Origin of the sequence: Helicobacter labetoulli, from assembly GCF_003670275.1 — a bacterium.
Taxonomy (GTDB): Bacteria; Campylobacterota; Campylobacteria; order Campylobacterales; family Helicobacteraceae; genus Helicobacter_C; species Helicobacter_C labetoulli.
This window is the reverse complement of record NZ_QXJF01000017.1, coordinates 1-17,810: the sequence shown is the minus strand read 5'-3', so window position 1 is coordinate 17,810 and position 17,810 is coordinate 1. Positions and strand designations below refer to the sequence as shown.

Genomic DNA, 17,810 nt, shown 5'->3' with positions numbered 1-17,810 from the left:
TAGAAAGATGGACTCTCATACGCTCAAATATGAGCTTTGAAGAGGCTATGGAGGCATTAGGAGAGTATGGGTATAGGTTCCCTAAGGAATGCTTCAAAATCGCCTTAAAATCCGCATAAACACCCAAAAAAACACATATTAGAGAAATCACAAGAAAATTCAAATATAATAAGGAGAAAGAAAATGGAAGGAATCACACTCAAAAGAATGGAAGGCTTGCAAGAGAGGGCAACATTTTTAGTTGATGATTTGGAAAATCAACTTCACATTATGGAGCAAAAGCAAGGGCTTGTGGCTCATATCGCCAAAGAAATGCCAAATATACAAATGTCTAGCGTTGCATATTCCTCAAAACAAATTCCGCTTGTAGTGGCAAGGCGTATCACACAATGTTCTGCCACTATTGATGCTAGAAATATTGTTGGCACGGCACATCCGGATTATAAAGGTATGAGCTGGGTTGATCTCATACGATATGGCAAAAGAATGCACATTAACATTCCACTTCTCAAGGAAAATCCAAAATACTATGTTGAAGAAAAACTCAAAGAACCAACTATGCTTTTGACACAAATAGATGATGAAATATACATTGATGGAGATGGAAACCATAGGAGTGCTTTGGCTAAGTTCATTTTTGAAGAGAGTGGATATTTTGAATTGCATGGCGTGACTTTGACTACATATCAAACCGATAGAGAGATAATGCGTGTTTTAGGAGATATATTAGGCTTCTTTGAAAAGCGTTCAACACCTGTTATTGTCAATATTCAAAGCACTATCACAAAGAGAGAGGACGATATAGGCATTGCTTGTGATATTTATAGCCACAATATAGCCATTACAAATCTTGTGAATCAGAATAATATTTGTTTCTCAAATGCTAATGGAGCGGTTTTAGAGGTGTTTTTAGATGGAATTAAAGGTGGAAATGCTGAATATAGGGATTTTTTTGGAAAATAGAAGGCGGAGGATATAAGCATTACTAATAGATAGAGAGTAGGATATAAGTTATCTATTAATAATAATTATCTTTACTATTTATTGAGTAAAAAAGAACCCCGTCCGGGGAAAGCTTCTAGGCTATTGTAGCCCAAAAGCTTTTTTAATATGCGACGACGATTTCATCGCCACATATTTTAATTCCATTTGGAAGCGCTGGACAATCCAGCGTTTCCTCTTCTTCATAGCCGTTTGCCTCGGCTATGTAATCGTAAAACATTTCCCATACTCGCTTTCCGAGTATGTTTAGATTTTTTAGGTTTTCAGGAGTTCTCTTCAGCCGAAAGTTTGTGTAACTCTCTCTTTCTATCCCGTCTTTGAAGCAGGATGCATGCATCCTGATCTTCATTTGATAGTGGATTTTTTCCCCTACCAAAAGTTTAGCATCGTCTTCCGCAAGACGAGGAATTTCCTCCCCTTCGCCTCTATATTCATACGAGCCATCCTCGTAAATATAGATTTTTTTTGCGGCTTCAATGCCGAACCCCTCATTCTTCCTAAAAGAAGCAATCGCTTCCTTTAAGACCTTTTCGCCCTCTGGCGATAGCCCATAGGGGATATTTTCTTCCCCTATGTAACTCCAATAGAAGCATTGAGTGCTTCCTTTCTTTACACTGCTATTGCAGTGTAAAGTTTCTCCTCTATAATAAAAATACAATTTTTTCATGATGTGCTCCTTTCGCCATACGGCATTTATGCACTAAACAAAAGAGCACTTCTCGGTGCCCACATATAACTTTTCACTGACTGCCGCCATACGGAATTTCATTCCCGGAAAAGCTTATGCACGCACCTACCCAAAAGGGCAAGTGAAATACTTAAGCCCTTTCGGGAATGAATCTAAGTAGGACTAAGCCTACTTAGAAATGCGACAAGTAGGCATGAGCCTACTTGTGGAATATACAAAAGAGATATTCATCTCTTTCCTTTCTATAAGAAGAGATCGCCCCCTCTATGCTCATATTGTGCATCATGCAGTATGGGTTGAACTCCATGCTTTCTTGGTTCAGCTCCCAATATCTAATTGCCTTAGCCAAGAATGCAGCCGCCTTTGCAGCTTCTTCTTTGCTAAATAGTTGGGTATCCCAACTATTTCCTTTTGTGTCTTTCCATGTGTCTCTGATTCTTATCATCTCAAATCCTTTTTGCTTGCCACCCCAGAACAAGACTTAAAATTTTACAGGGCTTGGAGAAATACTCCCAAAGAGATTTGAAAATGACAATAATCCACATAGGGATTATTGAAAAAATCAAATCCCTATGGGAATATTCTTAAAATTGATAAAAATAAGGGGAAATATTTAGAAAGGTTCCAAACCCGGAGAGGGTTTGGGAATATTTAGAGAAGCTTGATGAGTGCGACTACAAACCCACCTACTGCGATTTGTGTTCCCACAAACCACTTTAGCAAATCTGCTTTCACCTCTACAATTTCTTGCTTGACTCCAGCAATATCTTGCTTGAGTCCAAGTTTCGCTTCAGCAATTTCCGCACGAACAAAGTCCTTTGTTGCAGCAGAATCTTCAGCCACTTTTTTAGCGACCTTTTCTCCTTCTGCCAAAACTTCATCAATAATAATCATAGCTTCATCTTTATTGATTTCGCCCTTACTATTGATTTTCTTAACAAGATTTTCGACTAGAAAGTCTAGCTTGTTAATCCCTGTTGCATTATTCATCGCAACTCCCTTCATTTTTTTTCTCCTCCTATTCTATCATTTTTTAGCAACATATTTCTATGTCGCAAGGATATTTTCTACCCTAGAGTGAAAACACTCCAAGGAAAGATACGCACAAATCCCACGAGGGATAAATAATTGTATCCCTCTTTGGAATATTCATCATCGCACAAGAAATCCTCTCCAGTAAAGGAGATTTGCACCAAAAAACATAAAGATTTGTGGGGATTTCAAATGTGCGGAATAAGGATAAAAAAGCCTTAAAAAAAGGCATAGTTACCCTGATGTGATCTCTCTAATGAGATCCTTCCTAAGTTGTCTCTTAGGACTGTAGATATTTAAAAAATAATCTACTTCTGACGGCTCGTAGGTTTTCCTACACCCCTATCTAGTTTCATTCTGTTGATTAAGCAGAACTATCATCCTTTTGAAATGCTCTAGATGCCATCGGGCATGTTTTTGCAGTTCATGACTGCAACGCGCTCTGTGAAAAAGTAAAGCTTAGACCTTGAGAGGCGATAGATTTTTCCTGAAAACAGAAAAAATAAAAAAAATTTATGGTTGGATCTTAGCCGAAAAAGATTAACAGAGTCAATAGCTCGAAACTATTTTTAATCAAACATTCTCACCATTTTCACAGACACGGCTTCATCGCTTTCATTCAACGCGACAAAACCATTTTTCCTATAGAAATCTAGCACCTTCTTTTCATTCACAGAATCTAGCATCACAAATTTTGTGCCTAGCAACTTTCTTGCTTGTTCTAAAATGAACAAAGAAGTGTTGAGAATATTTGCACCATTCATTTTAGAGTCGTCAGCTCTAGCAAACTGTCCTATAAGAAAGCAAGGTATATCCTCGTCATCTTTGCTATGTTTTGGATTGAGTTTTTTGGCTCTTGTGTTGCTCAAGCCTTTTGTCCTGAGAATATTGAGCGAGAGTGTGAAAAAGCCTTCTATCATTGTTTCGGACACAAGAATGAATGTTCTTGAGCGATGAGACTTTTCAAACTGAATAGCTTTCTGTTTCAAGAAAATTTCTAGCTCTGGATTTTTAGAACAAGCAAAAAAGCTTAAAGCACTTTCTATGCTTTCTATAGAAACTCCAGATTCTAGCTCATCGCTGAGACTTATGATTCGAAAGCGCATTCCACAGCCGATCTGATTCTTCTTTTGTTAATGGTTTAAACTCAAGTCCCATTTCCTTCACCATTTTACGCATTCTTTCATTTGAGGCTCTAACCTTCGCCATTGTCTCTTCAGATTCTGCTAGGCGAAATGCTTCCTCCAGCTTCTTTTTGCTTCCTCTTTTTCCGTCATACAATACAATCGGCTCTAGCATAGCTTGTGTCATTTTAACTCCTTATTTTAGTTTTTCGGCTCTCACAGAGAAGCCTATGTCATCTATCAGGTTGTTTGGGAACGAAACAATTCCATTAAACAACCTTTTGAGATTAGCTGTCAAAAGAAGACAGGTTGAGGCTACAAACAAATACACAAGAAGCGCCAAGATTCCTATAACATAAAAGTGCGGTGTGCTCAAGGTGTTAATCTCCAAAAATCTCCACGCAACTAATCTCCTTATGCGATCTTGCCTGTATGTTTTTGCCTTTTTGCCATTGATTTTGTGTAGTAGTGGATAAAAAATCATACCAAACATCATAGTAAAACCAAATATGGGTGAAATACTCTGTTTTTGCAAGAACATAGCATATCTCTTTGTATCTTCGGAGAAAAACCTTGAGCCTTCAATCCTTTCAAAAAAATCTTTTTGTTCCAAGAATTTCTTCACGCCCTTGATATAGAAAAATGAGGCAAAAACAAAGAATAAGATGGCTCCAACTATCATTTTTTGTCCTTAGATCTAGCAAGGCTTCCTGTATATGAGACTAAGATATAGCCTAATACCCAGCCAAATATCGAAGCAATCAACAACTCTATCATTTTTTTCGCCTTTTTTCTTTTTTTGTGGATTCGCAATATGCTAACATCATTTTGACAATAAAGTAGTATGAAATAAGTGCAATAATAATAACCAGCAAAACCATTGCATTGCAACCACTGACCTTGTCTATCAGTGCTAAAACTGGCTCCTTCAACTCCTTGTGTGTCCTTTCCTGTTATTTTTTTTGTATTCACAATTCTGCCACAGGCTTCCTTAAGCTGTAGTGAATATTTGTTGCTTTTCTTGTGTAAAATGGCTACAATGCAGACAAAGGTGAGCAAAGGAGTGAAAAATGTTAAAACAATCAACTATACAAAACATTCAAAACCAAAGTGCCATATCCAACACCTTAACAAAATTCATTATAACTGTAGTTGGAATATGCGTTTTCTGGTTAGTTATCTGGAATCTATCGGCATTGTATCTCATCAAAACCAAAAAGCTATTTGTCTTAGATGGCGGTGTGCCTACATTGCTTGTTCCAGCAAATAGAACAAGGATATTTTGCAATGGAGAAACTATCGCCACATACGATAGAAGCAACATAGTAGGAACAACCTACTCGGATACAACGGCTGAAATATTCCTTGACAATGGAAATAGCGAAAGATTTGTTTGTGAGTAGGCTTGAATTAAGCCACATATAATTAACAAAATGCTAGTCTTTGTTTATTGTAAAGGAGTATCACATAAAGGAAGGTGGCAAATATGAGCAGTCAGGATCTTGAAAGAAACTTTGAAGAACTAAATGTGGAGGAAATAGTCAAAGAGGCTATTGTTGAGGCTTTTGACTACGATGAATCTCTAAATATTGGAAAAATTGAAAACCATTGTAACCAAAGCATCAAAGAACATTACCTGAAGCTTGCCGATGGAGACACTGTGGCTCAAAAAAGACAAGATGAAATGCTTCGAAGGTTTTTAGATGACAAACAATTCTGAAGGTGCAGAAACAAGAAAAAGTAGGTTTCTTGATTCTGAAAATGTAAGGCTTATTAGTGTTCAGGCACAAGAGATATGTAAGTTCTATAGGCAAAAATATAAGATTGATTTGGTTAAGGGCAAATATGTTAAGAACGCACTTATCAAAACTATCAGGCACTATATAGCCTATCTAAAAGAGTTTGACTGTAGGGTGACAAGTGTAGATTTTTATAAGGTTTATGCTTGGTTCTCTTATTTTTTGGCAGAAGAATTACACTCGAAAGATATGCAGAATGGTGTTCTTAAGGTAGCTGCGTGGATTATGTGCTATACACTCAAACTGAATGGTCGTGTTATAACGGACATTGAGATGATTGAGAAGATTTTGCGACTCGTCCAAAATGAATTAGGAGATAGAAGTAAATTTGGAATCGGAAAAAATGGTTTGTATATGATTATGAAAATAGTCTCTATTGTAGAAATATCCAATACCGATAACTAGAATAGCGTAGAATTTGTATTGAGAAATTGAATTATCCATTTGAAAAAAATACTCTTTTTCTGTTAAGATTCATTCAGTATGCAAAAACCAGTCGCATACACATATTTCAAACACAAAAGGAGCATTAATGTTATTTATATCCATAGGCATTGCCATCGCAGTAGTGGCAGCAATACTTTTGATAGCTATTCCATTGTTTTTTAGAGTAGTTGTCTCAACAAATGAAGTGCATATAGTTCAATCAGCAAGGAAAACTCTTTCCTATGGCAAAGATACGGGCAATGGTAACACATACTATGAATTTCCATCGTGGTTTCCGCTCATAGGTGTTACAAAGATTGTCCTGCCTGTATCTGTATTCTCTATCCAAATTGAAGGATATGAAGCATACGATTTAGGAAGATTGCCATTTGTGGTAGATATTACAGCTTTTTTTAGGGTTAATGATTCTAATCTAGCAGCACAAAGAGTAAGGGATTTCACTGACTTACATACACAACTTGAAGATATTGTCCAAGGTTCCATTCGTTCAATTCTTTCAAGCCGAAATTTGGAGGATATATTACAAGTGCGCTCAGAGCTTGGAGATGACTTTACAAAATCTGTGAAAGAACAGCTTAAAAACTGGGGTATTGAGCCTGTAAAAAATATAGAGCTAATGGATATTAGAGACTCTAAGGTAAGTCAGGTTATTGCCAATATTATGAACAAAAAGATTTCTGAAATTGAAAAAGAAAGTCGTATCAAAGTGGCAAATAACAAGAAAGAAGCTCAAAATGGCTGAAATTGAAGCTCAACAAGCCACAGAAGTTAAACAACAAGAAGCAAACAAAACAATAGGGCTAAAAACTGTGGAGAATGAGCGAGAAGTTGCTATTAGTAGAGAACAGGCAAATCAAGCCATTAAAGAACAAGAGAAAACTACTCAGGAAAAGACAATGGAAGTTCTTCGTGTTGAAAAAGTAAAACAAGCTGAAATTAATAAAGATGCTGAAATTGTTAAAGCCGAAGAGGAGAAAAAGAAAATTGAGCTGGATGCTGAAGCTAGAAAAGCAGCAACCATTAGAAGTGCGGAAGCTGACAAAGAAAGGCAGTTTTTGGAGGCATCGGCATTGCTAGAGATGAAAGACAAAGAATCGCAAGGTATTCTTAAGATAGGGACGGCTGAAGCTGAATCCTTAAAACTAAAAGAGCTTGCTCCAGTAACCGCACAAATCACACTTGCAAAAGAGATTGGCGAGAATGAGGGATACCAACAATATCTTGTTACCATTAGGCAGGTAGAAGCAAATGAAAAAATAGGCATAGAACAAGCTAAAGCCCTAGCGAGTGCTGATATGAAAATCATCGCTAATGGCGGTGATGTGCAAAATGGCATAAGCAAAGTAGGAGAGATTTTATCCTCAAAGGGTGGTATGAGTATGGGAGCTATGCTTGAAGGATTAGCTCAAACAGATATGGGCAAAGATTTGTTAAAGAAATTCACCACCATCAAGGGGCAAGGGGATAATAGTAAGGGAGCCTAGCCCTTCTTGGCGAAGTGCCACCGCTTTTCTAGGTAGGTGGCATTTTTGAATTTGCTTGGAGTTTCTAAGCCTCATACTCAGACTCTAGCTTTCTGCTTGATACGCTTTTCCACATACATCATTTCATTTGCTTAGGCTACTCGATTATATATATGTGTGTATAGAACAAAACACTATAAAATCAGTAGATATTAAGAAAATAATCATACAATAACGGCATTTAGATTAAAGAAACACTTAAAAACATAATTTCCACTTAGTGTCGCAATCCTTCAGTGTGGCGTAGTTTTGGAGTTAAGGCGACTTTTTATATTCTAAAAGGAGAAGATAATGAAAGCCCTAGAAGTAGCAAGATATTTTATTACTCTCAATAAAGAGCAGTGTCTAGATGAGCTAATAGATCTATCCAAACTTAAGCTTCAAAAATTGCTCTATTATGCTCAAGGATACTATACCGCAATGTTTAACAAGCCACTTTTTGAGGAGAATATAGAAGCATGGGAGCACGGACCTGTTGTAAGAGAAATATATGATGCCCTTAAGCATATCGAGGGTATCTATATCCCAACAAATACATACGCGATGTCTGATAGCGAGATAAGCCTACTGTATAAAGATGCAAAAGAGCTTATAGAGGATGTTTTTTCTGTTATGGGGCAATATTCAGCTTGGAAGCTTAGAGAAAGAACACACAATGAGAGCCCTTGGGAAAACAATTATGAGAAAGGACAAAACAAACTTATTCCCTTAGAAGACATAAAATCATATTTTAAGCCTTATGTGAATGTCCAAAATTAAAAAGCCTAACTCTGGTAGTATCATCACAAATAGACTAAGAGATACGCATTCTGGGCGATGTGTTGTATCGCTAGAAAAAGTCATTGAATGCGACAAGCACGGGTTATGTCTTGGTAAAAACCACTCCTTCTACAGAGAGCAGAATGCCAAGAAATACAATACCAAACTAATGAAACTCTTTTTGTTTTTGACACAGCGAAGTTGGAGCGAGATTATAGGGCAAAGAAAGAATGCGGAATACGGACACGAGCATTTGGATATTTCATGCTTCACAAATATTGCTGTGAAAAATTCTTTTGAGAATCTAGGTAAAAAGCACGCAAATGTATTTCGTTTTGGTGGTCAAGACTTTCGAGCTTGTGGTTACATGGAGGGTGATACATTCTACTTGGTATGTATCGACTACAATTTCTCTCTTTACAAGCACAGCTAAGGCATTTCTATGCGAAAAAATAATAAAACAATGGAGCAACCCAGATGAACCAAACAATACCTATTCTATGGCTGTTAGTATGTGGCATACTCACTTTTTATTGTGGCTTTAGGTTGCGCAGAATCGGTATATGGCTTAAGTCCAATGCTTCCGAATTTGCCTCTCTTAAAAACAAATCTAAAACAAATCTAACGCAAGAAGAATTGTCGTTCCTAAGACAATATAAAGTTGCCTACATAATGCAATTTATCTATGCTATAGGTGGGGTCATCGTGTTTCCAGCTATTGCTGTGTTTATTATGGTGTGACACACTCCCCTAAGATACAAACAACTAGAGCTGTCCGTTTAGTCAGGAGTACTTACTTCTGCAAGTAAGTATATCTCACTCTTTTAGCTCGACTTCAAAGTCCTCAAAATTAGCAGGTGGCAAATCAATCGGAGGCAATTTGGACATAGTTGTCATTTGCGCAACTAATGGGCGTAAATAAGAGTAAATAATGGCTGTCATATTTTTTAATGCCTCTTGCTGGAAACCATCTTGAACGGCAATTTTTCCCATAATGGTGGATTTGATATAAAAAACATCATTCTCTTTCTGTTTGGCAGTCAAATTTGTCCAAACCACCAAAATATAATTGTTGTCAATTTTTTCGGCACAAGCTTTTATGGAGTAACCAAGCTTGATCTTCGCATATTTTAAAGATAACAATTCTCCCACCTGTTTAAAATCAAATTGTTTGACTTGAATGCCCAATATTCTAAAAGCACCACTAGGCTGCATACCCATAAGAATCCTTGATTAAAATTGAGATTGTTTCGTTGTGATGAGAGTTGTTTTCAATATGTTTATAATCTTGACTGGTTGTTTCTATAACCGCAGAAATATTATCAAAATCATATTGAATATTATCTCCCCAAAAAAGATTTTCTGGAATACTTATATTCCAAGTTACCCATTGATCAATCTCTATTTTCTGCTCATAGGAAGCCTTAAAGCTTTCTGGAGTACAAAGTATAGGCTTACTTAAATCACAACTGCTTTCGTTGATAGCTTGAGAAAGAGACTCTATATTCTCTTCCATTTGAAAGTAAATTTCTTCCTCTACATAGACAATATAGAGTAAAGGACTTTCATATAATTCATAGTTTCTTATACCTTGTCTTTTTAACGCTTCCAAAAAGGCATCTATTCTTGACCGATCCTTTTTGTTTATTTTATCAATGTGCTTCATTGTAATTCCTTTAATCTTTTACTTAAAAGTTGGGCTTGTTGCTTGCAACCTGCCAAATCCTTGAGAGCCGTTTCCTGCTCAGAGTCACAGTTATAATCGTAAATATTCCTTAGCTCATGTAGTTTTACTGCCAAAAGACATAGTTGCAACCCTTTCCTGTCAGAATAAAAACCTTTGAGCCTAACCCACAAAAACGAAGATTTTTTTGCTTCCTCGTTATTGTTTATGTTTTTAATAGAATACTCTGTCCCATGCGATAAATTTTTTTTAGCATCGATGCTCCTATCTTTTTCTAAAAGCTTCTGCTTTCCAATAAGGTATATTCCATAATAAAGTCGGTTAATGATTGTGGAACATAAATGCTGCTTGGGAAAGCCAGATAATTCTCTAAAATCATCAGAATCAATAAATCTAGCAATTTCTAGGTTTCTATCACCTTTGTGTCCTAAAGTCATCTTATTCTCCATCTGGCTTAAAACTCTTAACTTGAGAACTCGCATTGTAACGCTTTTACTATAACAACAAACTTAATTCTTTTGACACTAGTATTTCCCATTTGAATCCAAACTCCAGATTCTGCTATAATCCGCCCACTTAATTATGGAATAACAAACAAAAATGATACACGATTTTGAAAATCTTACGAATGAGCAATTAGACATTTACAATCAGTTCAAGCAAAAGATTTGCTCTCGAAATACACCCCTAAAACACGCTAAATCAGAAGAGGATCTGCGCTATATCTTTGAAAATGAATTGAATCTGCTTTTAAGGAATCTAGGATTCATCGAGACATACGAACCATTTCAGCACGAAAGGCACCATAGCAATGGGCATATAGGTGGCAAAAGTGATTTTTTGTATGGGAACACCATAATAGAATACAAAGCGTTCAATTTGCTGTCAAAGAAAGATATTGAGACAGAAAAAATACAGGCACAAAATTATCTTAAAGATGAAAAATATCTTGGAATCAAAATGTTTGGATTTTTATTTGATGGTGTGAGGCTATTCATATACACAAAAGATGAGAAAGACACTATCACAGAGAATGAGAAATACGGCGGCATATTAACGGCAGAAAGCTTTGATGTTTTTCTAAAAACACTTTTTGGTAATGGTGTTTGTCAAATGAGTGCCCAAAATCTGACAAGCGACTTTGGCATAATTGACAAAAACAACAATATCTATGGCAGAGCTTCCTTAAAACTCACAAAATGCCTTTTTCGCATTTTATCAGACGATACAAATATTTCAAGCAGAACGAAACTCATTTTCACTGAATGGGAAAAACTATTTAGACTTGCAGAAAACGATAATGGACAGCATATTGACATTATAGATAGGCGAAATATTTTTGCTAAAATGTTTGGTGTGTTAATTGATGATTCTAACGAATACAAGGCTTTATTTGCCTTGCATACAGCCTTAAGCATTATCATCAAAATATTGCTGATAAGATTTATGGATGATATGCCTAAAAATAGAATAAACAACTATACAAGAATTAATATTGAAAAATATTATAAGAGCGACAGCTTGGAAGAGGTAAAGAGTTTTTTTAATTATGTAGAAACAGGTGTATTTTTTGAGCGTATAGGAGTCTTAAATTTAACGGACAACGATTTTTTTGCTTGGTATATAAAAGAAAGATTTAACGATGAAATCAAGGCTGTTTTGCAGGAGATAATATTCAAGGTATCTATTTATGAAAGCATTTATTTGTCAAACAATTTAAAAATGCTTGATATTTTTAGAGATCTTTATCAAAATTTTATCCCAAAATGCGTAAGGCACAGCTTTGGAGAATATTACACACCTTATTGGCTTGCTGAAAGAACCTTTATGTGTGCTACCGATGGCGAAACAGACTATGCTTCGAAAACATATATAGACCCAAATTGTGGCAGTGGCACCTTTCTTTCAGTCTTTTACAATTATAAGCATAAAGATAAAAATCACAAAAAAATAGACTTTCAAGAATATGCCAAGGGAATTGTGGGGGTTGATATTAATCCTATTGCCATTCTTATGGCAAAAGCCAACATTTTGCTTCAAGCCTTCAAGGTGTGTTCATTTGAGATCACAAAAAAGTATGAAATACCTGTCTATTTGGCAGACAGCCTCTACACCCCAAACACGATATTTCTTGATGGGATTGAATGTTTGGAATATAAACTATTCACGGCGGGACTTCAACATAAGTTGGGTGTAGAAAAAATAGAAATGGTGCTGCCTGTGAATTTTGTTAAGAGCGAACATTTCACATTGGAACTCAACAAGATAGAAAATCTAATTGTTAAAAAAGACGATAAAAAAGCCTTGTCTATACTAAAAAAATACATACCAAGAAATGCGCCAAAGTTACTTCAACAGCTTGAAAAAGCCATTTTTGAACTTATAGAGTTTGAAAAGAAGGATTTAAACTCAATATGGCTGAAAATATTTGGAGGCTATTTTAGAGTTGCCACATACGACAAATTTAATTATATTGTTGGTAATCCTGCTTGGGTGCAATGGTCTGTGTTGCCTGAAAATTACAGAAAAAATGTCAAAAACAATATAAGACTAGAAGGACTTTTTTCAAGCGACAAAAATGTTGGAGGCAACAATCTTAATATTTGTGCTTTAATAGCCAATAAATGCTGCGAAAGATGGCTTGGTGATAATGGCAAGTTTTGTTTTTTAATGCCAAAATCAATTTTGTTTAATAAGTCGTTTGAAGGTTTTAGAAAACTGCTTATAAATGGCGATGAAAAATTATATTTCAACGAATTTTTAGACTTTAGTAATGGCGGAGAAATTTTTGAGGGGGTTGGAATTGATTTTTGTGCGTTTAAAATAAGCAAACAGCCAAATATTGATGAGAATATAGTGCCTATGCTTGATTTAAAAAAGATAGGGCATATAGCACACAATAGCGACTGGAGCAATGCTAAACAAGGCTTTACCAAGAAGAATCTTTTTGCTGTAAAATTAAAAACAGAGATAAACAATAATTTTTTGCTAGTTAATAGTATTGATAGAGCCAAATATTTGCAATCATTGACAGGTAAATTTGAGTATCAGTTTAGAAAGGGTGTGAGCGTTCCCTATCAAATGAGATTAGAGTTTGTTGCACTGGATGGCAACAATAAGAATGTTGGGATATTCAATCCCTATCAAAAAATAGGCAATAGGCTGTCTGTGAACAAAGATGTTCGCATTCTATTAGAGTTGGTATATATCAAGCCATTCATAATAGCACCTATGCTAACAGACAATGGTTTAAAATGGTGCAATTCCTATGCTATCACGCCTTATGAGCCATATACTAAGCAACCTATACCAAGTGATAAGTTGGCAAAGAGCGCCCCATTAATTTTTCGTTATCTATCAAACATAGACAATGAATTGGGCAATGGTAGCAAATTCAACGCAAGAATCCAGACCTTCACTGAAAACTATGGAATTTTGCGTATGGGAAGCTATGTTTGGGGCAAGTGTTTTGTGGCTATTAGGGATAATACAAGGTTGTCGCCTTGTCTTGTCAAAACGCTTAGAACTCACTGGGGAAGTTTAGCTGTGCCACTATTTGATAATCATATTAGCTATATTTCAGAGGTTGTTTTAGGCAAGAAAGAACATCGTTACATAGATGAAAAAGAGGCTCAATATATACTAAACAAATTAAGCGACAAGGATGTCCAAGAGATAATTTTAAATTCGCAGGATAATAGGAGCATTTCAAGTAGATTGCCTATTGCATTAAAAAGACTGAAGTGAATAGGCTAACAAAAAAAATATCACTATCTTTTTTCTATTTGAATCCAAATACTTCTTTCTGCTATAATCTCACTAAATAAAATAAAAAACATAGAAAGGAGTTTATTATGGGTTTTGGAGATTTTGCAATGGGATACTTAGTAGGACAAAGTTTTAGTGGTCCAAATCATATTCCAGATGGCAATACACCTTATAGTGAATGGAGTGCTCAAGCTAAAAAGGATTGGGACAAGAAGTGTGATGAAGCATATTGGAGAGCTTGGGATAGGGCGTGTAAGGAAAAGGTAATTGAGAGATTGAGGAATCCAAATGATATTCTGAATTTACTCACGCTAAACCATCAACCTATTTATGAAGGGATAAGAAGAGAAAGACAAGCCGTACTTATTGAGAGTGGAGAGTTAAAAATCGTAGCCCAAACACAAGGAGCAAAACCGATTATTAGTTCTATGTGGGCTGATGATAGTAGGGAGGAAGCACAGAATCCAACATACAGAAAACTAAAGACAATCAATCTCAAAGAGATCGAGCAGGGAATCGCAAGAGTTATCATATAGGGCTTATATTAAAACAATAAATGGTTGTTAGGTGTAGATTATTCACCTCCCATTTTTCTAATATCCGAATCGTTTGTAAGCAACCTTGTCTTATTTATTTTAACTATCTCGGCAATGATAGTATCGTTGAAATCTATATCGCTTCTTGTGGAAAAATAATCAAAGCTGATTTTATCAGAACCATATTCAGTCGTTTTCCCACAAGATTTTTTTGTTTGAAAATTATGATTTAAGCCAACTACTATCTGGCTTGGTAATAAGTCTCGCATTATCATAAGCCATCTGTGGTGTAAGCACAGTTCTTATTTTGTAGTAATATTCTTCTCCTCCGTTTCTTTTTTTTCTTTTTTTAATTTTTGTCATCGCACAAAGCACAGCAGGCTTACTTTTGTCTTTTTGTTCATTAAAATAAATGGGCAATAAGAAAGCTGTTTCTCCAAAATAAATTTGGGGAATCGCAAATCTACAATCTCTTTCGCATTTTGCAAGAGATAATTCTATTTCCTGTCGCAATCTGTTTTCAAAATCATAGTTTCTCCCCTTATATAGCTCTTGTATCTCTATTGGAAATCTCTCGAATCTTTTTTCTTCTAAGATGTGCTCATAATCTGTTTTTCCAAGTTCAACTAATTTTGTCGGCAATATGGCATCATTTATAACTGAGAAAAATTTAACATGACAAATATCTCTTGCCATAAATCCATCGGGCAAATGAACATCATCTACAAATTGTTTAAGAGCAAAGAGTTTGTCAGTGCTTGTTCGTTTGAGGATTAAAAATACATCTTGAGATTTTTCGGTAATAAGTCCTGTATTAAAAATAATTGTTTTAGCATCTGCAAACGATTTGCTATCATATTCTAAATATCCCCCATAAATAGCACAGTCAAAATACTCCTTAATGTAACGCGATAATATTCCATTTGTTAATCCATCTTTATCTTCCTTATCCCAGCTTTCCTCTAACAAGTGATCCGCTATTTTATAATGGCTAATAAATTTAGAAAGCCATTGCAATGGTTTTTTTCTCCATATTTCCTTTAGGTCAATAATAAAAAATAGAATATTTGATAGTCGTATATACACTTTAGCATCATCATCTGTTTTTTCGCCATATCTATACCCTTCTTTTTTGGCAGCTTCTATAACTTCCATAATATCTTGCAGTGCTGTTATTCTAGAATCATTCTTAAAGCATTCTTCCTTTAGTGTTTCTAAAGATACATATCCAGTATCTCCTATGATATTTTTGTTTCCTATATTATCTAGAATAAAATCTTTAATTTTCATGTTGAGCTCAAAAATATCATTTTTGGTTAGATTTTTCGGTTCAATTTGATGATCTTGCGTGTTTTGTTTGATAGATTTTTTTGATGATTGCTCTTTTTGCGTTTTTTTTGTCTCTTTATTGATTTTGATGATTTTGAGTAAATGAGCTACTTGTATTCCAAAATATTCTTCAATGCCTAGACCATTTATTGTAATTTTTGATAATGTATCTAAATCAAGATTTTCTATACTTCTATCTTTTGGTATATATTTGGAAATTTCTTCTTTGATTTTTTCTATATCCAAGTAAATCCTAAGCTGTTCTATTTTTAAAAAACTGTAAGGCATATCATCATATTCATTTTTTAAATCGCTTAAAGCTTTGGTCTTTTTTTCTTTCTTTGTTATATATTTTGCAATTTCTGCCAATTCCCTAAAATTGGAATCTTTGTTAAAACCAGCCCAAAAATACTCTAGCAACCTAGCTCTTTTTTCAAAAACTAGTCTTAACATATAGCTATCATTCGTTCTTTGCATAAAAATATCATCAAATATTTGCAAAAAAGTTTTTTGCTGACATTGAAACCCAAAATATGTTTTTAGATTTTGGTCTTTATTTGTGCCATAATGCTTCTCGCCAATAACTGGTGCAGGTATAAGAAGTGGATCTTTCTCTTTAAAAATCCTATAAAACATATTTGAGATAAAGCTATTGTGGGGTTGAACCTCTTCCTTCTTCTTGTCAAAAATCAAAAATTGAATATCCTTAATATGCGCCGTTAATAATTTTCTATCCTGCTCTTCTAGTTTAATTTCTAATAATTTTACAGGCTGTCTTATTTTTGAGTATTTGTCCCAAAATTGTTGCAGAAAAGTTTCTTTAAGAGCATATATTTTTCTCTCTAATTGTCGTGATTGATTAGATTTGTGAGAAATTCTTTTGATTTCCTTCTTATGATTATTTAATTTTTCTAGAGTCGCATCAAGTATGCCTAGATCCGGATATTCTGTTTTTTGTCTTATCAATGGACTGTATCATTTTCTTGTTTGTTGTTTCGGTAAGCAATTCTAAAAAGATGTTCTCTCCCTCATTGATGATTGAGTATTCTCTTCCAAAATAATTAGCAAATCTATTGAGAAATCTGTATTGATTCAAGGTTGTTTCAGGGCTTTTGAAACCAATTTCTTTAAATCTCTCTTTCCCTTTTTCGAATAAATTCGTTAGCAAACTTTTCCCATTGCCACCTTTTGATTCTAGAAATATTTGATGTAATTTTTCTGCCATATCGGCAAGAGCTACAGGATTCTTCTCACTACAAACGGTATTTTGGTTCCTATTTACTTTGTATCCAAACATGTTATAAAGATGTATGACATCACAACTCTCTCCAAAAAAAGAGAGTTCATAACCTAAACGACTCAGTTCATTCTCTAACACTTGAGTGGTTGCTACCCCGCTACTAGCACTTGTTATAAAAGCCTGTTGCAATATCCTTTTGGTCTCATCTATTCCTACCTTCTTTATGTTTCCACCATTCTTTATTCCCTAAAAAATATATATGTAAAAAACGGAGCGGATTGTAATATTTTATATATTATAATTGGCTGAAGAAATTTGTGCGTTTATCGACCTCCCCCAAATGTTCCCGTTACTCCCCCTCCAGCACCTCCACCAAGCTCTTTATCCACATGTTTTCTAGCTTGTGGGCTTAAAGCATTGTATTGCCTACTCAAACTATTCTGCGTTGCTAGTCCTCTATTATAGCTTCTTTGTACTCCAAGCCAAGCTTTCTTAGCTGCAGCTTCACCTGCTGTGCCTATTGAGCTCATATATGCAGAATGTGCTGAAGCCATATCAGCTCTAAGCTGTCCTAAACCACCACTAGCGTTAAATGAACCTAGTTTATCCATATAAGCATTAGCACTAGATATAGCAGAAGCTGCATTTTTAGAGCTAGCCGCTCTAGCAGCACCCATACCCATAGCATATCCAGAGCTAATAGCACCATAGGTAGATAAGTCTATCAAAAGAGAAAACCCTCCTTAATCTCCATTTGAAACAAGTCCCTGCATTTGTTATAATTGCCACATAAATTCTAAATAACAAAGGAGTAACCAAATATGTGGATAGTATTTTTTGCAATAGCAGTCTTTGGATTAGTTATAGGCTCTTATATCT

General features: G+C 35.2%; 23 protein-coding genes. 11 read left to right on the top strand and 12 right to left on the bottom strand.

The window, feature by feature from the left end; genetic code table 11:
• Positions 1 to 183 precede the first annotated feature (183 nt).
• A complete protein-coding gene (locus EBF12_RS09050; protein ID WP_121727361.1) occupies positions 184 to 963 on the top strand; it encodes a hypothetical protein in 780 nt (259 codons plus the stop codon).
• Positions 964 to 1,105: 142 nt separating this feature from the next.
• Here EBF12_RS09050 and EBF12_RS09045 read toward each other — a convergent pair whose 3' ends face one another.
• The 6 genes from EBF12_RS09045 to EBF12_RS09015 all read right to left on the bottom strand — a co-directional run bounded on the left by EBF12_RS09045 (position 1,106) and on the right by EBF12_RS09015 (position 4,528).
• Positions 1,106 to 1,669 carry a hypothetical protein gene (locus tag EBF12_RS09045; RefSeq protein WP_121727360.1) on the bottom strand — a complete coding sequence of 188 codons (564 nt, stop codon included), beginning with the start codon at positions 1,667 to 1,669 and terminating at the stop codon, positions 1,106 to 1,108.
• A gap of 220 nt (positions 1,670 to 1,889) precedes the next feature.
• Positions 1,890 to 2,135 carry a hypothetical protein gene (locus tag EBF12_RS09040; RefSeq protein WP_121727359.1) on the bottom strand — a complete coding sequence of 82 codons (246 nt, stop codon included), beginning with the start codon at positions 2,133 to 2,135 and terminating at the stop codon, positions 1,890 to 1,892.
• Between the two features lie 206 nt (positions 2,136 to 2,341).
• Positions 2,342 to 2,680: a hypothetical protein gene (locus EBF12_RS09035; protein WP_157979089.1), complete on the bottom strand. Its 339-nt coding sequence runs from the start codon at positions 2,678 to 2,680 to the stop codon at positions 2,342 to 2,344.
• A gap of 611 nt (positions 2,681 to 3,291) precedes the next feature.
• The gene (locus EBF12_RS09025) at positions 3,292 to 3,828 is read right to left on the bottom strand and encodes a hypothetical protein (RefSeq protein ID WP_121727356.1); all 537 of its coding nucleotides are present in this window, start codon (positions 3,826 to 3,828) and stop codon (positions 3,292 to 3,294) included.
• Positions 3,797 to 4,033 (bottom strand): hypothetical protein, encoded by a 237-nt coding sequence (locus EBF12_RS09020; protein WP_121727355.1) that lies wholly within the window; start codon positions 4,031 to 4,033, stop codon positions 3,797 to 3,799. The genes EBF12_RS09025 and EBF12_RS09020 overlap by 32 nt, the downstream gene beginning before the upstream one ends.
• 9 nt (positions 4,034 to 4,042) lie before the next feature.
• Entirely contained in the window at positions 4,043 to 4,528 is a 486-nt protein-coding gene (locus EBF12_RS09015) for a hypothetical protein (protein WP_121727354.1), read from the bottom strand.
• Positions 4,529 to 4,916: 388 nt separating this feature from the next.
• On the opposite strand from EBF12_RS09015, the gene EBF12_RS09005 reads away from it, so the two are divergent.
• The 8 genes from EBF12_RS09005 (at position 4,917) to EBF12_RS08975 (ending at position 9,115) form a co-directional block, all read left to right on the top strand.
• Positions 4,917 to 5,249 (top strand): hypothetical protein, encoded by a 333-nt coding sequence (locus EBF12_RS09005; protein WP_121727352.1) that lies wholly within the window; start codon positions 4,917 to 4,919, stop codon positions 5,247 to 5,249.
• An 83-nt stretch (positions 5,250 to 5,332) separates the two neighbouring features.
• The gene (locus EBF12_RS09000) at positions 5,333 to 5,566 is read left to right on the top strand and encodes a hypothetical protein (RefSeq protein ID WP_121727351.1); all 234 of its coding nucleotides are present in this window, start codon (positions 5,333 to 5,335) and stop codon (positions 5,564 to 5,566) included.
• The gene (locus EBF12_RS08995; protein ID WP_121727350.1) at positions 5,550 to 6,050 is read left to right on the top strand and encodes a hypothetical protein; all 501 of its coding nucleotides are present in this window, start codon (positions 5,550 to 5,552) and stop codon (positions 6,048 to 6,050) included. The genes EBF12_RS09000 and EBF12_RS08995 overlap by 17 nt, the downstream gene beginning before the upstream one ends.
• Before the next feature lie 127 nt (positions 6,051 to 6,177).
• Positions 6,178 to 6,834, top strand: coding sequence for an SPFH domain-containing protein (locus tag EBF12_RS12005; protein WP_244196493.1), 657 nt, complete (start codon positions 6,178 to 6,180; stop codon positions 6,832 to 6,834).
• The gene (locus EBF12_RS12000; RefSeq protein WP_244196492.1) at positions 6,827 to 7,576 is read left to right on the top strand and encodes a flotillin family protein; all 750 of its coding nucleotides are present in this window, start codon (positions 6,827 to 6,829) and stop codon (positions 7,574 to 7,576) included. Before EBF12_RS12005 ends, EBF12_RS12000 begins: the two co-directional genes overlap by 8 nt.
• Positions 7,577 to 7,906: 330 nt before the next feature.
• Positions 7,907 to 8,374 carry a Panacea domain-containing protein gene (locus tag EBF12_RS08985; protein ID WP_121727349.1) on the top strand — a complete coding sequence of 156 codons (468 nt, stop codon included), beginning with the start codon at positions 7,907 to 7,909 and terminating at the stop codon, positions 8,372 to 8,374.
• Positions 8,361 to 8,807 carry a hypothetical protein gene (locus EBF12_RS08980; protein WP_121727348.1) on the top strand — a complete coding sequence of 149 codons (447 nt, stop codon included), beginning with the start codon at positions 8,361 to 8,363 and terminating at the stop codon, positions 8,805 to 8,807. The genes EBF12_RS08985 and EBF12_RS08980 overlap by 14 nt, the downstream gene beginning before the upstream one ends.
• Before the next feature lie 44 nt (positions 8,808 to 8,851).
• Positions 8,852 to 9,115, top strand: a complete 264-nt coding sequence (locus EBF12_RS08975) for a hypothetical protein (protein ID WP_034589019.1) — start codon at positions 8,852 to 8,854, stop codon at positions 9,113 to 9,115.
• Between the two features lie 75 nt (positions 9,116 to 9,190).
• Here EBF12_RS08975 and EBF12_RS08970 read toward each other — a convergent pair whose 3' ends face one another.
• The 3 genes from EBF12_RS08970 to EBF12_RS08960 are packed head-to-tail and all read right to left on the bottom strand — an operon-like array spanning position 9,191 to position 10,495.
• Entirely contained in the window at positions 9,191 to 9,595 is a 405-nt protein-coding gene (locus EBF12_RS08970) for a protein-export chaperone SecB (RefSeq protein ID WP_034589020.1), read from the bottom strand.
• Positions 9,579 to 10,040: a hypothetical protein gene (locus tag EBF12_RS08965; RefSeq protein ID WP_121727347.1), complete on the bottom strand. Its 462-nt coding sequence runs from the start codon at positions 10,038 to 10,040 to the stop codon at positions 9,579 to 9,581. The genes EBF12_RS08970 and EBF12_RS08965 overlap by 17 nt, the downstream gene beginning before the upstream one ends.
• Positions 10,037 to 10,495 carry a hypothetical protein gene (locus EBF12_RS08960; protein ID WP_121727346.1) on the bottom strand — a complete coding sequence of 153 codons (459 nt, stop codon included), beginning with the start codon at positions 10,493 to 10,495 and terminating at the stop codon, positions 10,037 to 10,039. The genes EBF12_RS08965 and EBF12_RS08960 overlap by 4 nt, the downstream gene beginning before the upstream one ends.
• A 163-nt stretch (positions 10,496 to 10,658) precedes the next feature.
• On the opposite strand from EBF12_RS08960, the gene EBF12_RS08955 reads away from it, so the two are divergent.
• Positions 10,659 to 13,805 carry an Eco57I restriction-modification methylase domain-containing protein gene (locus EBF12_RS08955; RefSeq protein ID WP_121727345.1) on the top strand — a complete coding sequence of 1,049 codons (3,147 nt, stop codon included), beginning with the start codon at positions 10,659 to 10,661 and terminating at the stop codon, positions 13,803 to 13,805.
• A 107-nt stretch (positions 13,806 to 13,912) separates the two neighbouring features.
• Complete coding sequence (locus tag EBF12_RS11995; RefSeq protein ID WP_244196491.1) at positions 13,913 to 14,362, top strand: hypothetical protein; 450 nt, start codon at positions 13,913 to 13,915, stop codon at positions 14,360 to 14,362.
• Positions 14,363 to 14,584: 222 nt separating this feature from the next.
• Here the strand turns inward: EBF12_RS11995 and EBF12_RS08945 are convergent, their stop codons facing one another.
• The 3 genes from EBF12_RS08945 to EBF12_RS08935 all read right to left on the bottom strand — a co-directional run bounded on the left by EBF12_RS08945 (position 14,585) and on the right by EBF12_RS08935 (position 17,659).
• Positions 14,585 to 16,657, bottom strand: coding sequence for a DUF3825 domain-containing protein (locus tag EBF12_RS08945; RefSeq protein WP_121727344.1), 2,073 nt, complete (start codon positions 16,655 to 16,657; stop codon positions 14,585 to 14,587).
• Positions 16,614 to 17,120 carry a hypothetical protein gene (locus EBF12_RS08940; RefSeq protein WP_121727343.1) on the bottom strand — a complete coding sequence of 169 codons (507 nt, stop codon included), beginning with the start codon at positions 17,118 to 17,120 and terminating at the stop codon, positions 16,614 to 16,616. Before EBF12_RS08940 ends, EBF12_RS08945 begins: the two co-directional genes overlap by 44 nt.
• A gap of 134 nt (positions 17,121 to 17,254) precedes the next feature.
• Positions 17,255 to 17,659 (bottom strand): hypothetical protein, encoded by a 405-nt coding sequence (locus tag EBF12_RS08935; RefSeq protein ID WP_244196490.1) that lies wholly within the window; start codon positions 17,657 to 17,659, stop codon positions 17,255 to 17,257.
• Positions 17,660 to 17,810: the final 151 nt, after the last annotated feature.